The following is a 15,487-nucleotide window of genomic DNA, read 5'->3' as shown; positions in this document are numbered from 1 at the left end:
AACCCTCCCATACTAGTAAAAATGGAAGTTACTAAGAAGCTGAAACGGCTTATGTAAGGGGGGACGCCTCATGGAAGTCATAACCGCTGATCGTTTGTTGAGGACATGGAAAGTAGTATGGCTCTATCTCAGGACTTTATTGATATTTTCATTGCCTTTATTTTTGATAGGGCTTATTTTTGTCGTTGTCATCCATGTAATGGGCCCTCCTCCGCTAAAGGTTCCCCAGACGACGGTCTTTTATGGGTCCGATGAATCGATCATTGGAGAGCACGAGCCACTTGGTCAAAATCGGTTTTGGGTAAAACTTGAGGATATATCGCCTTATATGACGAAAGCTACCGTAGCTGTAGAGGACCGCAAATTTTATCGCCATCACGGGTTTGACCTAAAACGGATCGGTGCCGCCCTTTTAGCTGATATCCGGGCGGGTTCGAAAGTCCAGGGCGCTAGTACGATCACTCAGCAATACTCCCGGAACTTATTTCTCGCACCTGATAAAACGTGGGAGCGGAAGCTGAAGGAAGCGGTATATGCAGCACGGATCGAAGCGAATTACACGAAAGACGAAATCATCCAGGGTTATTTGAACACGATTTATTATGGACATGGAAATTATGGGATCGAAGCTGCCTCCCAGTTTTATTTCGGGAAGCCTGCCAAAAAATTGAACCTTGCCGAGGCGAGCATGTTAGCGGGAATTCCGAAAGGACCATCCTATTACAGTCCGATCGCCAATATGGATAATGCAAAAAAACGGCAAAAGATCGTATTAAATGCAATGGTCGCAACTGGAGCAGCAAGTGCGAAAGAAGCCGCCGAAGCATACAAAGCACCTCTTGAAATCGTCGGGAAAACGAACCTGCCTGTAGAAAAAGCAGCTTACTTCCAGGATGAAGTCGAATACCTTTTAAAAAATAAACTTGGACTGGATGCGGAAGAGGTGAAGCTTGGCGGTTACCATGTCTACACAACGTTGGATCCAGAACTCCAAGAAAAAGCAGAGCACTGGGTTGAAAAGTCGATTCCGAAGACCTCAAGCATCCAAGTGGGTATGGCTGCACTCGATCCTAGAACAGGAGACGTAAAAGCGATGGTCGGCGGCCGGGATTATCAAAAGAGTGCCTATAACCGTGCTACCCAGGCAAGACGTGCACCCGGATCGACCTTCAAACCATTCTTATACGCTGCCGCATTGAAAAACGGATTCACGCCTTCCACTCTCTTGAAGAGTGAGCCGACAACCTTTTTCAAGGGGGAAGAGAACGAGTATATACCTGAAAATTTCGGCAATCATTATGCGAACGACGAGATCACCTTAGCGCAGGCAATCGCAGTTTCTGATAACGTATACGCCGTGAAGACCAATATCTTCATCGGGCCTGAACAGCTTGTCAAAACTGCAAGGGATTTCGGAATAAAAAGTGATCTTTCTGCCATCCCTTCACTCGCTCTTGGAACAAAGCCTGTCGGGGTTCTGGAAATGACATCAGCCTATAGTGTATTTGCCAACAATGGTGTGAAAAGTGAACCAAGATTCATCACGAAGGTCGTCGATTATAAAGGAGACGTCATATATGAACAAGATGTCGAGAAAAAGCGCGTGATCGATCAAGAATATGCTTACGTCATGACCGATCTGATGAAAGGTGTATTTGATGAACGGTTGAATGACTATACGAGAGTTACTGGCGCTTCCATCAGCAGTTTGATCGATCGGCCGACAGCTGGAAAGACCGGTTCGACCAATAACGATAACTGGATCATCGGTTACACGCCACAGCTCGTGACTGGAGTCTGGACCGGTTACGACAAAGGGAAATCCCTTCATCCTTTCAATGATGTGCTTTATTCCAAAAATATTTGGGGGCACTTCATGAAGGATGCGATGTCAGGTCGTCCTGTCGCTCAATTCACTCAACCTGAAGGTGTCATTGGCGTAAATGTGAATCCAGATACGGGCTTGCTGGCAAGTGACAGCTGTTCAAAAAAGAGGCTTTCTTATTACATCGAGGGCACGCAACCGACGAAGTACTGTAAAGGTGATGCCGCTGATAAGGAAAAAGCACCTATTTCACCTAACCAGACCGGAGAAAAAGGCTTCTTCAAACAGATTTGGAAATGGATAAAAGGGTAAAAAGCGGATACGTCCGCTTTTTTTTTTCTAATGTGTTTGGCATAGGGCCGCGGAGAGTTAATTGCACGGTTTTACGACATAATTGCTCGAAAATAAAAATTATTGCACGGTTTCGCAGAACCATTGCACGAAAACAATATGGATTGCACCAACGCTAAAAGTATTGCACTGAATTATCAAGGATTGCTTCAACGTCGGAAGAATTGCACCAGCGATGAAGAAAAGCGCAAGTGCCCTGGTTAACCACGAAGGTCACCGGAAGTCCAACGAGAAGACTCGAACCAAACAAAGTTCGGTTCTGCATGGTTAAATACTTCGAACTAAATCAATGTGTCGATTGCCGCAGGAGGACTGAAATGAAAAAGGGACTGGCCTAAATGAGCCAATCCCTTTTTCTGTCCTAGTAAATATGTGTGTAAAGATAATGTTTATTTTACTTCATTTCAGGTTCCGCGCACAGGTCTTTCACATTTTGTTCAAAAACTGTTCAAAGAAAATCCGCCGTTCATCATTCCTGAGCAAAGAATTAGGAACAAGGAGTTCGAGGCACGATGGTTTTGAGGACCGGATTGTATGGAATTAATACATAAGGACCGGAAAAACCAAGTAACGCTGAAATACGCTGTTCATCATTCTTTGATCCCCTAAAGAGCGTTCTTCACTTCATTACTCGCCCGCTCCCAAAACTCTTCATTATATTCGATCAAGAACTTTTTCAACAATGCTTTTGATTTCTCATCCATATTGTCCACGACGACTTTTTTCTTAAGTGCCTTATCCATATTGTTAACATGTTCCGGCATACTCTTATAACCACGTCTCGCTTCTGTATCGACCTGGAGTTCACAGGCTCCTAGACCAGCATAATACGGACCGGAACTTGAAGCATCGACCATTACCCAGACAAGCCAATACAATTTAGAATTCGGGGCATCATCACGGTTGGCTGTGAATTTGATCCGCTTTTCCACTGAGCTTCTTGCGTGTAGAGCACCCAAATCGATGAACACTTCTTCATCAGCAGGATCCACAAAAACTGGGGTCAGGTTATTGAGATTGATTGTCCCTACTCCATAACCGCCATGGCCATCAGTGGAATCTCCACTTAAAATCGTAAACCCTTGCTTTTTCTTCGGCTTATCATCGCCTTTATCATTGTTGCTGTTATCGTTGTTAAAGAGATCCTTCACGTCCAAAACCTCCTACTATCGCCTGTAAATCCGGATTTGATATTCTTCAAAACATTCGAACATCCCAGAGTTAATGTATGAGTTAATCTTATCATACTATTCAATTCTTATGAAAGATTACATCGTTCCCTTGCATTCATCAATAAAAACGAATATTATAATGAATGGTCTTTACAAATGTTCGCATTTTGGAGGTGTTTTTTATGTTTGAAAACTTTTTTAAGCTGAAAGAAAACCAAACAAATGTCAAAACCGAATTGATTGCTGGTTTGACGACATTTTTGACAATGGTCTATATCGTGGTAGTGAATCCAGGTATTTTAAGTGAGGCTGGTGCACCATTCGATGCTGTTTTCATGGCGACGATCATTGCAACAGTCATAGGTACACTTTGGATGGGGTTGTTTGCCAATTATCCGATCGCCATCGCTCCCGGAATGGGATTGAACGCTTATTTCGCTTATTCCGTCGTCGGTGGAATGGGAATTTCATATGAAGTCGCATTCGGTGCTGTTTTTGTATCCGGTATTTTATTCGTCATCCTATCATTGACTCCTTTCCGTAAAAAGCTGATTGAAGCGATTCCCGCTAATTTGAAGCATGGCATCACTGCTGGAATTGGATTATTCATCGCCTTCATTGGATTGCGATTGACTGGGCTTGTCGTATCCCATCCACAAAACCTTGTCGGATTAGGGGACCTTCACTCGCCTCAAGTCCTATTAACCTTGACAGGATTAGCGGTGACATTGGTTTTGATGGCATTGAATGTAAGGGGCGCGTTGTTTCTGGGAATGGCCATCACCGGGATGATTGCGTATTTTACTGGTCAACTTAAATTTGAAAATGGTGTGGTTGGATTGCCATCAATACCAGATGCGTTCATTTTCGGCAGTCCGATTACCGCATTCACAGACATGTTTACGTACGGTCTTTATGCAGCAGTCTTCTCATTCCTGCTCGTTACAATTTTCGATACGACTGGTACGATGGTCGGTGTCGCAGAACAGGCCGGGCTAATGAAAGGGAACAAGATGCCGCGTGCTCGTCAGGCACTGCTTGCGGATTCTGTCGCAACTTCTGTCGGAGCAATTTTCGGAACAAGCCCGACCAGCGCATATATCGAATCCTCTTCAGGGGTTGCAGCAGGCGGTCGTACAGGGATGACGAATATGGTCGTCGCCTTCATGTTCATAGTGGCGATGTTCTTTGCACCACTTGTCGGTGCAATTTCAGGACTCTCCGCCATTACTGCACCAACCTTGATCATTGTCGGAAGCTTCATGCTTTCAAGTCTTTCCAAGATCGATTGGAACACGTTTGATGAGGCTTTCCCAGCATTTCTGATCATTTTGACAATGCCGCTTACTTCAAGTATCGCCACAGGGATCGCCCTTGGGTTCATCTCTTATCCGCTGTTGAAAATCGTACGTGGAAAATGGCGGGAAGTCCACCCACTGGTCATTCTGTTCGCTGTCCTATTCTTTATCCAATTGGCTTATGTACCACATTGATATCGTGTGAAAGGGGTCGCTTTTGTGCGATTCCTTTCTTTTTTCCTATTTAGCCGGACCTTGTTCTGATGGTTTTCCCCCTTTGTGCCTACCATCAATACCCTCTTAACAAACCTCGATACTTTTTACCCTTTTTCCTTTATAAAAGTTTATCTGCCATTCATATCCATTTAAAAGACTCCCTTTAAGATATGTATTGTTATCAAATTAATTGAATTGATTGGGGATGAGAAAGTGTTCACTTTTGCCGGGAAAAAATCTATTATGGTATTATTCGCATTTTCAGTTATTGCCGTTCTGATGATACTCCCTCTCGCTCGTGCAGAGGCAGCCATTCATGATCAAGTTGAAAATGTAGCTCACCGCGGTGCCGCTGGATATGCACCTGAAAATACGATGGCTGCTTTTCGAAAAGCATTCGAGATGAAAGCTGATTATGTGGAATTGGATGTACAGATGAGCAAGGATGGCGAACTTGTGGTTATTCATGATACAACAGTCGATCGTACAACCGATGGGACAGGAAAAGTAGCTGATCTTACATACGCGGAGCTCCGTTCCCTTGATGCAGGGAGCTGGTTTGCATCCGAATTCGAAGGTGAGCCGATCCCAAAATTTGAAGATGTGTTGGACGGCATGCGCGGAAAAACAAAGCTTTTGATCGAGCTGAAAGCCCCATCTCTTTATCCTGGAATTGAGAAAAAAGTGGTTGAGGCATTAAGAGAACGGGGTATGGATAAGCCGAAAAACAATTCGGTCATTGTCCAATCCTTTGATTTCAATTCGATGAAAACATTCCATAACCTTTTACCTGATGTTCCAGTCGGTGTCCTTACTTCCAACTACCTGGACCTTACTGATGAATCCCTGAATGAATTCAAGACCTATGCAAATTACGTGAACCCGTACAAAAACCAAGTCGATCGCGCACTTGTCGACCGCATCCATGCTCTCAATATGGGCATCATGCCATGGACAGTCCGAGCAAAAGAGGATGTCCAGCCACTGCTTGATGCAGGCGTGGACGGAATCATCACTGATTACCCAGACTATGTGCCGAGAAATTACGGGAAGCAATAATAAAGGTCACGTTGTAATGTTAAATGGACCTGGAAAAAGGTTCTTCAAATCAATCCATAGCTATTTATCTCTAGAACTTAGGACCAAAACACAGCAAATTTAAAATTATATCAAAAACAAAAAAGAGGGAGCTGACCCACGTTTCGGGTTCGCTCCCTTCTTCTCATTCCGATGGCAAATAATCTTCCAATTTTAATTTCCGTTTCTGTGCAGCTGGGGGACAGCTTAAGTTGTAATTGAAGATTTTTTTGTTGATTTTTTCAACTGACTTACGGATGTTGTATTCACTTGAATAATGCGAAAGTTCTTCTTTCAGCCGTTCGATCTCTTTATCCATCTGGATCCAAGGTGGAAGGATATTATTATCTTTCATCACCTTATTCAATAAACGATCAGGATTGTACGTATGATCCCCATCCAGCTTAAGAGGTTTCCCCTTGCCTTTCAGGTTGTCGAATGCACCTTCTTGTTCAGCCCGTTTGATAATGTCTCCTATGAGGTCAGAATACTGGATTTCAACCACTTCCGGCTTCTTCTTGCCTTCATTGTCCTTATTCACGTCCATCCCTCCCTGCAAATAATCACTAAAACTCTTTATATTAGTACTACGGAATGGACAGTGAAAATCCTCATGCTATTTTTGGCAATTCCGTGAATTTACAGCTCATCGAAGCCATTGTCATCGGAAACTTTCGTATATTGTCTGGATTTTTGTTCGAAAAAGTCACTTTTCCCTTCATTCACTGATTCATATGCTTTGATCCAAGGCATCGGATTTTTGCGATGCTCCGGGTATGGCCGGTCAGCTCCAAGCTGATTCACCCTCTTGTTTGCAATGAATTTAATATATGCATCCAGCTCGGAGGAAGTGATCCCAGGGAAGCGGTCCCCTAGGATGTAATTCCCCCACTTGATTTCAAGGTCGGCTGCTTTTTTGAACGTTTCACTGACAAATTGTTGCGCTTCTTTCTTATCCAGAGAAAATTCTTCAATGACTGCATGATAGATTTTCGTGAAAAGGTGGACATGCAGCTGTTCATCACGGTTGATGTAATTGATCATCGTCGAGGTTGAAACCATCTTTTGATTCCTTGCCAGATTGTAGAAGAAACTGAACCCTGAGTAAAAGTTCAATCCTTCCAAAACGACGTCATAGACGATCGACTCCAAAAACGTCTCAGGCGTCGGGTTTTTCACAAATGATTCGTATCCCTCTATGATGAATTCATTCCGCTCCTGTAATACTGCATCGTGCTTCCAGTACTCGAAAATCTCATCCTGCTTCCCTTTATCCACAAGACTCGAAAGGACGTAAGAATATGACTGGTTATGAACAACTTCCTGAAAGGCGAGCACAGTCATCAGTGCTGTCAAGCTCGAATCTGTCAGATAACCGGCAACCCGGTTCGCATAATCGGTCTGAATGCTATCCAGGAAAGCAAGCAGTCCGATGATTTTGTTGAACGCTTCTTTTTCCTTAGCTGATAACTCCGCATATTGCCTCCGGTCACCAGACATGTTGATTTCGAACGGTGTCCAAAAGTTCGAGAGCATCTGTTTATATAACGGATATGCCCATGTGTGGCGGACATCATCCCAGTTCAAGACGTTCGAGCTTTGCCCATTGAGAATACCTGTAGAGGCGTTCGGGGCTTCAGGGACATACAATTCCCTCACATGAAGTGTTGTATCAGCTTTCACAAGAATCACATCCTTCTATATCTTCGTGAGAGGTGGAACGGACATAATAGGTCGTCTTCAAACCAGCGTTCCAGGCGCTCAAGTGCAAGTCGAGAAGTTCCTTCGCTTTCACTGTGTTCCGTACGTATAGGTTGAAGGAAATCGATTGATCGACATGGCGCTGCCTTGCTGCATTTTGGCGGATGCTCCATTTTTGGTCGATATCATATGCACTCTTATAAAACCATGTTGTTTCAGGTGACAAGTCAGGGGCGGTCACTGGTATTTTTGAGTTTTTCTTCTCTTCGGCATATTGCTTTTTGAAAATCGGATCGATGCTCGCTGTAGAGCCGGCAATAATACTCGTTGACGCATTCGGTGCAACCGCAAGCAGCCAACCGTTCCGGATCCCTTCATTTTGGACATTGTCCGCTAATTCACGCCACTCCGGACTTTCGTAGCCTCTTTTTTCAAAATAAGCCCCTGTACTCCATTCGCTGCCTTCAAATGTTGGATAAGTCCCTTTTTCTTTTGCCAGGGCATTACTTGCTTGAATCGTCAGGAAGTTAATTTTTTCATAAAGCTGATCTGCAAAGGTGACCGCTTCCTCCGACTCCCAGCGGATCCCTTTCTGAGCGAGCAGATGATGCCACCCGAACGTTCCCAGTCCGATCGCCCGGTACTTTTCATTCGTCAGGAACGCTTGTTTCACTTCAATTTTATCTTTATTAAGTTCAATAACGTTATCGAGCATCCGTACTTGAGTCGGAATGACACGCTCCAACACATCGTCTTTCATCACTTTTGCAAGAGAGAGGCTTGATAAATTACAAACGACAAAATCACCAGGAGTTTTTGTGATAATAATTTTCCCGTCCTTGGTCGTTTCCTCTTCAACCGTCGTAGCTGACTGATTTTGTGTGATTTCCGTACATAGGTTGGTACAATAGATGATTCCTTCGTGACGGTTGTTATTCAACCGATTGACTGTATCCTTATAAAACATGAACGGGCCGCCGGTCTCAAGCTGACTGATCATGATCCGTTTCATGATTTCGATCGCAGGCACGGTCTCGCGGGAAAGGAAGGGATGATCGACGCATTGTTCGTATTTCTCCCGGAAGCTTCCGCTACCCTTCTCTTCATCGTAAAAATCATCAAGCTCAAATCCCATCAGCTTTTTCACCTCATGCGGGTCGAACAGATACCACTCTTCACGGTTTTCGACTTTTTCCATGAATAGATCAGGGATGACGACTCCTGTGAACAGATCATGTGTCCTCTGCCGCTCGTCCCCATTGTTCAGCTTCGCATCGAGGAAGGCGAAAATGTCTTTTCCGAATACCGGGTAATAGACCGCAACAGCACCATTGCGCTGTCCGAGTTGATCGACATTTACTGCGGTCGTGTTGAGCTGTTTCATCCAGGCGATTACACCTGAAGATGTATTTTTGTACCCTTTGATGTCCGAGCCTTTACTGCGGATCTTTCCGAGATAGACACCGATTCCTCCCCCTGCTTTACTGAGCATCGCGATATCCGTGTTCGAATCATAGATTCCCCGCAAGCTGTCATCTACTGTATCGATGAAGCATGAGCTTAGCTGGCCATGCGCTTTCCCTGCATTGGCAAGGGTCGGGGTAGCCACCGTCATATAGAGGTTTGAAAGGACCCAATAGGCCTCTTTTACAAGTTGGAGACGTTGTTCCTTCGGTTCAGGAATCATCAACGTCATTGAAATGACCATCCATCTCTCTTGAGGCAGCTCGTATAATTGGCGATCATGATCCCGCGCTAGATAACGGTCCGCCAGCATCCGGATGCCTGCATATGTGAACAGTTCATCCCGTTCCGGCACCAATTCTGCTTCAAGCTCGTCCACCTCTTCTTTCGTGTAATGTGTAAGCAGCTCTTTGTCAAAGAGACCTTTTTTGTTAAGTAATTGGAGAAGCCCATGGAAGTTTCGATAACCAGGTACCTGGTCACGATTTCGAGCGGTTTCACGGTAAAGAGAATAAAGATGGATTTGGGCACAGACATACGTCCAATCCGGCTCTTCCTGTGTAATTCTTGCCAACCCTTCCAATAGCATCAAATTGATGTACGCTTCCTCATTGGCATGGTCCGATTGAGTCGTTGCTTTCTCGATTAAGTCTGATACATCCAGATGAGGGAATTTCTTTTCCAGTTTTTCAGTAAGTTTAATGAGTTTTATCGGAAAATGCTTTTTATTCAGTACGGTAGTCATTTTTTAGTCCTCCATTTCTGATTTAGAGAGTTAACCTATACAGGTCACCGGGAAGACCAACGTCGTGGCATTCGCCGCCGCAGGAGGTCTGAAGTGATCCAAGTGGTTGGGCGGTGGAGCTAGACATCAAGAAAAGCGCAAACGCCCTGGTCAGCCACGAAGGTCACTGGAAGTCCGACGAGGAGGCTGTCGCCGCCGCAGGAGGTCTGAAGTGATCTAAGTGGTTGGGCGGTGGAGCTAGACAGTTCTTCACCGCAACCAAAATTTTTATACTTTCTTATCCATTAAAAAAACCACCCGTATTTCGAGTGGTTGAAACGAAGACGGTTTGAAATCGGACCAGACCTATATAAAAGACCCGGACCGAATTGAAAAGAACGTCCACGCTTCAACCCTCAATCCCCGAAGAATTGAAACACCAAACTCAGGCAGGTCTACTGACTTTTGCTTCTCCCTACTAGGAACCCTTCCCATATAAGCACCTATTGCTAGACTCTCTTATACAGTGGATCATTCCGTTCGTCCACAATTACAGTTGCGGGGACAGTCCTGGCTTCTCACCAAATTCCCTATTAAGTCTTCTTAAAAGACACCTATCGTTCAATAAAATCAATATATTGTATTATTAACCTTACAATCTCACTAAATATAGTGTTTGTCAATATGTTTTTAGAATAGTTACATAGGTGAAGTATTAATCCTAGAAATTTTTCTGTTAATCCTAGAAAAATGACTGTTAATCCTAGAAATTTTGATCATATTCCTAGAAAATAGTACAAAAGACCCCTGCATTAAAGGCACCCAGCGAAGAACGAAATCCTTCACAAAAGTGCCTAAGTCGTTTGAAAGCTGATTTTTCTTTACAATACTACTGTTGGCTTTTGAGATCCTCGATATATCGGAATGCTTCTTCTATCTCTTCTTCAGTGTATTTCTGTTTTTGCTTGACGACTTGAATCTTTTCTACTATCTCCTCATTAGAAAGATGATCGAAGTAAAGGATGGTCGAAATAAGCTCCAGCATGCGTGAAGGCTTTTCATTCATAGACGTTACACAGTCCTTGAGTGGTTCCAGGTCCAGATCATAATGATTCAAGAATTGCTCTCCCTCACCTGTCAGTGTGTAACGGTACTGATAATAACCTGATACCTTTTCTTTCGTCTCTTCGATAAATCCTAGGTTACAAAGTTCTTCGACACGAAGCGTCAGTTCCTCAGAATAGGGTCCGTAAAAATGAAATTGATATTTTTCTCCGAAAGGAAAGTTCAACTTTTTTGCAATATAAACCATTTTCTGAAGCTTCTTTCTTCCTACGACCTCCCTGGCATAATCGAACAATGCCACCAACCGAGCATGATGCTCAAGCATTAGGATCCCCTCCTATAATTCTAATATTTCACTGATTTTTCTTTTTAAGTCCTGATCTTCTATTCTCTCTACCAGGTCCGATGGATAATACAACTTATGATCGGTCCGTTTTTTACCGGAAATCGCTTCGACAACCGTAGATTCCCTGGACAACTCCCGATATTCTCCGCTCTTCATCAACAAGTGGATCGGAAGGCGTTCTTCCTCCTCACCCGGGCGATAAAAATCATAAGGCAAGTCTGACGATGAATCGACGATCAAATAGTAATCCGGATCGATCTTCGCTCTGACAAAATAAGTGTACAGTCTATGCCAATGCTCCATATGGACGTTTGGATTAAATTCCATGTACTTGAAAAGGCGGCGATTCAAAAACCGCTCACAAAGATCACTTAGTATGTCATCCTCCTCTTCCTGCCATGCCTGGAAATAAAACTGGATGATCCCTTCGTCAAGCTTGATATAATCATCCAGATCGACATCATCGTTGAATAATGAAACGAAATGGATCGGCTCCAATTTAAAGGTATAGCCTTCTTCATGGAGAGCTTTCGCTCGATGGAGAATCTTTGATAGAATGACCTCTGCACTGCGAGTTACTGGATGAAAATATACTTGCCAATACATTTGATATCGGCTCATTATGTAGTCCTCTACAGCATGCATTCCGCTATGTTTGATGACGACTTGATCTTCCTTCGGGCGCATGACTCTCAAAATCCTCTCAATATCGAACTGGCCGTAACTTACTCCTGTGAAATAAGCATCACGGAGCAAGTAATCCATCCGGTCTGCATCAATCTGACTTGAGATCATACTGACGATAAGCTTGTTTTCATAGGTTTTCGCAATAACTTCCGAAACTTTACGCGGAAAGTCACTATCTGCCTTTTTTAAGATGCTGTTCACTTCAGTATCACCAAGAATAATCGATTGCGTGAAATCCTCGTGGTCCAGATTGAATACTTTTTCAAAGGAATGTGAATAGGGTCCATGTCCGATGTCGTGTAAAAGTGCAGCTGCTAAACAAAGGATGCGCTCTTCATTGTTCCAATGCGGCCTGCCCTGAAAGATTTTAATGATCCGTCGGACAATTTCATACACCCCTAATGAATGGCTGAAACGGCTGTGTTCTGCCCCATGGAAGGTTAAAAATGTCGTTCCGAGCTGCCGGATCCTTCTCAATCTCTGGAATTCCTTCGTTCCAATCAAATCCCAAATAATGCTGTCACGCACATGGATATATCTGTGTACAGGATCTTTAAATACTTTTTCTTCGTTTAATTGTTGCAGCATATAGCTCATCGCCTGACTTGATACCCCTTTCTTCTTACACCTGGAGAAGCTGCGTCTATATTAGTGAATTGAACTTCATGTTCATGTTTTTTTCGACCATTGTTTTAATTATATATTCTTCAAAATGAAATGAAAACCTCTCCGAAAATGTGAAAAGCCGGGTTCCATTACATGACCTGACATACAGTCACAGAAAAATTTTTTTCGGATTACGCGGCTTTAAAAATGATTGCATTGGTCATCATTCAATTGTACTGCTCTGCAGGAGGTCTGAAGTGATCCAAGTGGTTGGGCAGTGGAGCTAGACATTTCTCCACCGCAACCAAAATTTTCATCCTTTCCTAAATGAATGCTTTCTTATCCTTAAATAAAAAAAACTGACTTGAGATAGTCTTCAAGTCAGTTCTTCATCTGGATATCACGTTTCTCACGGCTGGTATAGCCTGGCCCGCTTCTCCCACAGGAGTGTGCCTATATATCTAGATCAGGTGTCTTTTGCGGTGCACCGCCATGCTTTTCTTCAGACTTTGCAACGATCACGGCACAAGATGCGTCACCTGTAATGTTAACAGCAGTACGGGTCATATCCAATAGGCGGTCTACACCAAGGACAAGACCAATCGCTTCGACCGGAAGGCCAACCTGTTTCAAGACCATCGCTAGCATGATCAAACCTACTCCAGGAACACCTGCTGTACCGATACTTGCAAGCACCGCTGTAAGCACAACAGTGATAAGCTGCGTTATTGAAAGATCAACCGCGTAAACTTGGGCGATAAATACCGTTGCGACCCCCTGCATGATCGCTGTACCGTCCATATTGATCGTCGCACCGAGTGGCTGCACGAAGCTGCTGACCTGTTTCGGCACATTCAAGTTTTCCTGTGCTGTCTTCATTGATACAGGAAGTGTACCGCTACTGCTCGATGTACTGAAGGCAACAGACATCGCTGGCGCGAAACTCTTGAAAAATTTGACCGGATTCATCTTTCCGAGTGTCGAAACGGCTGTTCCATAGGTGATGAGTGCATGCAAGAGCAATGCAAGTAACACCGTTCCGAAATAAAGGCCCATCGCTTGCAGCGCATCTAAACCGAAGCTCCCGACAGCAGATGCGATCAATGCAAACGCACCATATGGAGCCAGGATCATAACGATGTTGACAAGGTACATCAATATTTCATTACCTTCTTCAAGTAACTTTCGTACACCTTTTGTTTTTTCACCTAACATTGCAACCGCAAAACCGACAAAGATGGAGAAGGCGATGATCTGGAGCATATCACCTTTCGCCATGGCATCAATTGGGTTTGTCGGAATGATGTTCAATAATGTATCAACCACTGGTGGTGCTTCTTCGGCTTTGAAATTAGCCTGGCCTTCTGTGTCAAAACCTCCGCCTGTACCTGGCTGGATCAAATACGCCAATCCAAGTCCGATGACAAGTGCGATTGTTGTAGTGATAAGGAAGTACCCAATCGTTTTCCCTCCGATACGACCGAGCTTTTTCGGATCTCCAATTCCTGCTGCACCGAGTGCAATCGAGAAAAAGACAATTGGTACGACAAGCATTTTAATTAGATTCAAGAAAATTGTTCCGACAGGGCCGAAAACATATTTATCGAGTACAGTAAATAAATCGGCTGCAAATAAATTAAGCACGATTCCGACGACAATACCTAAGATCAGACCGATTATGATTTGGACGCTTAACTTCATATTTTATCCTCCTATCTAATGAAATACGCTATTGGCTATTTTCTAATGCTTGATGAATGTTGTCAAATGGTAATATAAAACATTTCGCATGTTTATGCAAAGCTCTTCTAATCATGACCATTGATATGTAAGCGTTTGTAATATTATTCCTTGCTGGAAAAATCGTAATATTCCTTTATCCCTCCTCCATGTAGTTAATGAATAAAATCACCAGGCCCCATTCATTTCAACCCATTCCCTATTCGAGCAGTTGTTAACCGAAGAAAGTCCGACAAAAAAGTATTCGCAGGTGAACGAATTTTACAGGACATGCTATAATAAAACGGTTGAGGTTATTTAAAGGAGCTTTAAGAATGAAAGAAATATTGAAACGTATATTGGCACAGCCTGAATGGCGTATCATAGACCAAACCACATTGGGCGAATCCTTCCACGCACTTCAATCATTCGCCATGGACGATACATTATGCAGCACAATCGGCAGTGAGGACGCCCCTCCTACGGTCCGCACATGGGTACATCCAAAAACAATCGTATTAGGGATTCAGGACAGCCGGTTGCCGAACCTTAACGAAGGCGTCAAATACCTTGAAGAACAAGGATATGAAGTCATTGTCCGAAATTCAGGGGGATTAGCCGTCGTGTTGGATGAAGGGATCTTGAACCTTTCACTCATCCTCTCTGAAAAAGAACAGAGAATCGACATCGACTTAGGATACGAGGCAATGGTACACCTTACCAAGGCGTTGTTGAAGCCTTATGGACTAACGTTTGAGAGAAAAGAAATCCCCACGTCTTACTGTCCAGGAAAGTATGATTTAAGTATTGGCGGGAAAAAGTTTGCTGGAATATCGCAACGCCGATTACGCGGCGGCATTGCAGTCCAAATCTATTTGTGTGTAAATGGATCCGGCTCAGAGCGTGCAAAGGTTGTCCGGCAATTTTACGAACGGGCAAAGGGCGGCGCTGAGACGAAATTCACCTACCCATCAATCGATCCGAAAGTAATGGCTTCTTTATCTGAGCTTGCAGATACTCCAATTGACGTAACTGATCTCATGGAAGTTTTATTGCTTTTTCTGAAGAATCAAGGCTCGGATCTGCTCTCCTCCTACTTATCCATTTCGGAGATCAATCAATATGATTTTTATTTGAAACGTGTGGTTGAAAGAAACAGGAAAGCATTGGTTCGATGACAAAAAGATTTTAGAGGACATTGTACATCACTGAAAAGTTATACTTTCTTACCATATA

The 15,487-nt window shown here is 43.6% G+C and carries 11 protein-coding genes and 1 riboswitch; of the genes, 4 read left to right on the top strand and 7 right to left on the bottom strand.

Features of this window, described 5'->3' with window-relative positions; genetic code table 11:
* Window positions 1-70 precede the first annotated feature (70 nt).
* Window positions 71-2,137, top strand: coding sequence for a transglycosylase domain-containing protein (locus L1611_RS14250; protein ID WP_236314231.1), 2,067 nt, complete (start codon window positions 71-73; stop codon window positions 2,135-2,137).
* Between the two features lie 644 nt (window positions 2,138-2,781).
* Here L1611_RS14250 and L1611_RS14245 read toward each other — a convergent pair.
* Window positions 2,782-3,327, bottom strand: coding sequence for a YwhD family protein (locus L1611_RS14245; RefSeq protein ID WP_236314230.1), 546 nt, complete (start codon window positions 3,325-3,327; stop codon window positions 2,782-2,784).
* Window positions 3,328-3,530: 203 nt separating this feature from the next.
* Here L1611_RS14245 and L1611_RS14240 point away from each other — a divergent pair, with 203 nt between their 5' ends.
* Together L1611_RS14240 and L1611_RS14235 are read left to right on the top strand one after the other, a co-directional pair.
* Entirely contained in the window at window positions 3,531-4,841 is a 1,311-nt protein-coding gene (locus L1611_RS14240) for an NCS2 family permease (protein ID WP_236314228.1), read from the top strand.
* A gap of 264 nt (window positions 4,842-5,105) precedes the next feature.
* Complete coding sequence (locus L1611_RS14235; RefSeq protein WP_407681737.1) at window positions 5,106-5,921, top strand: glycerophosphodiester phosphodiesterase; 816 nt, start codon at window positions 5,106-5,108, stop codon at window positions 5,919-5,921.
* A 163-nt stretch (window positions 5,922-6,084) separates the two neighbouring features.
* Here L1611_RS14235 and L1611_RS14230 read toward each other — a convergent pair whose 3' ends face one another.
* The 6 genes from L1611_RS14230 to L1611_RS14205 all read right to left on the bottom strand — a co-directional run bounded on the left by L1611_RS14230 (window position 6,085) and on the right by L1611_RS14205 (window position 14,233).
* Entirely contained in the window at window positions 6,085-6,480 is a 396-nt protein-coding gene (locus L1611_RS14230) for a DnaJ family domain-containing protein (protein ID WP_236314227.1), read from the bottom strand.
* 98 nt (window positions 6,481-6,578) lie between these two features.
* Window positions 6,579-7,622 carry a ribonucleotide-diphosphate reductase subunit beta gene (locus L1611_RS14225; protein WP_236314225.1) on the bottom strand — a complete coding sequence of 348 codons (1,044 nt, stop codon included), beginning with the start codon at window positions 7,620-7,622 and terminating at the stop codon, window positions 6,579-6,581.
* Window positions 7,612-9,849 (bottom strand): ribonucleoside-diphosphate reductase subunit alpha, encoded by a 2,238-nt coding sequence (locus L1611_RS14220; protein ID WP_236314224.1) that lies wholly within the window; start codon window positions 9,847-9,849, stop codon window positions 7,612-7,614. Before L1611_RS14220 ends, L1611_RS14225 begins: the two co-directional genes overlap by 11 nt.
* A 410-nt stretch (window positions 9,850-10,259) precedes the next feature.
* A riboswitch (cobalamin riboswitch) is annotated at window positions 10,260-10,462 on the bottom strand.
* Between the two features lie 255 nt (window positions 10,463-10,717).
* Entirely contained in the window at window positions 10,718-11,218 is a 501-nt protein-coding gene (locus L1611_RS14215; RefSeq protein WP_236314223.1) for a YwgA family protein, read from the bottom strand.
* Window positions 11,219-11,230: 12 nt separating this feature from the next.
* The gene (locus L1611_RS14210) at window positions 11,231-12,523 is read right to left on the bottom strand and encodes an HD domain-containing protein (RefSeq protein ID WP_236314222.1); all 1,293 of its coding nucleotides are present in this window, start codon (window positions 12,521-12,523) and stop codon (window positions 11,231-11,233) included.
* A gap of 462 nt (window positions 12,524-12,985) precedes the next feature.
* The gene (locus tag L1611_RS14205; RefSeq protein ID WP_236314221.1) at window positions 12,986-14,233 is read right to left on the bottom strand and encodes a dicarboxylate/amino acid:cation symporter; all 1,248 of its coding nucleotides are present in this window, start codon (window positions 14,231-14,233) and stop codon (window positions 12,986-12,988) included.
* A 353-nt stretch (window positions 14,234-14,586) separates the two neighbouring features.
* Between L1611_RS14205 and lipL the strand changes: the two genes are divergently transcribed.
* Window positions 14,587-15,429 (top strand): octanoyl-[GcvH]:protein N-octanoyltransferase, encoded by an 843-nt coding sequence (lipL, locus tag L1611_RS14200; RefSeq protein WP_236314220.1) that lies wholly within the window; start codon window positions 14,587-14,589, stop codon window positions 15,427-15,429.
* Window positions 15,430-15,487 lie beyond the last annotated feature (58 nt).

The sequence above is a fragment of the Pseudalkalibacillus salsuginis genome (assembly GCF_021646685.1).
GTDB classification, from domain to species: Bacteria; Bacillota; Bacilli; order Bacillales; family Fictibacillaceae; genus Pseudalkalibacillus; species Pseudalkalibacillus salsuginis.
This window is presented reverse-complemented; position numbering and strand designations above follow the sequence as displayed.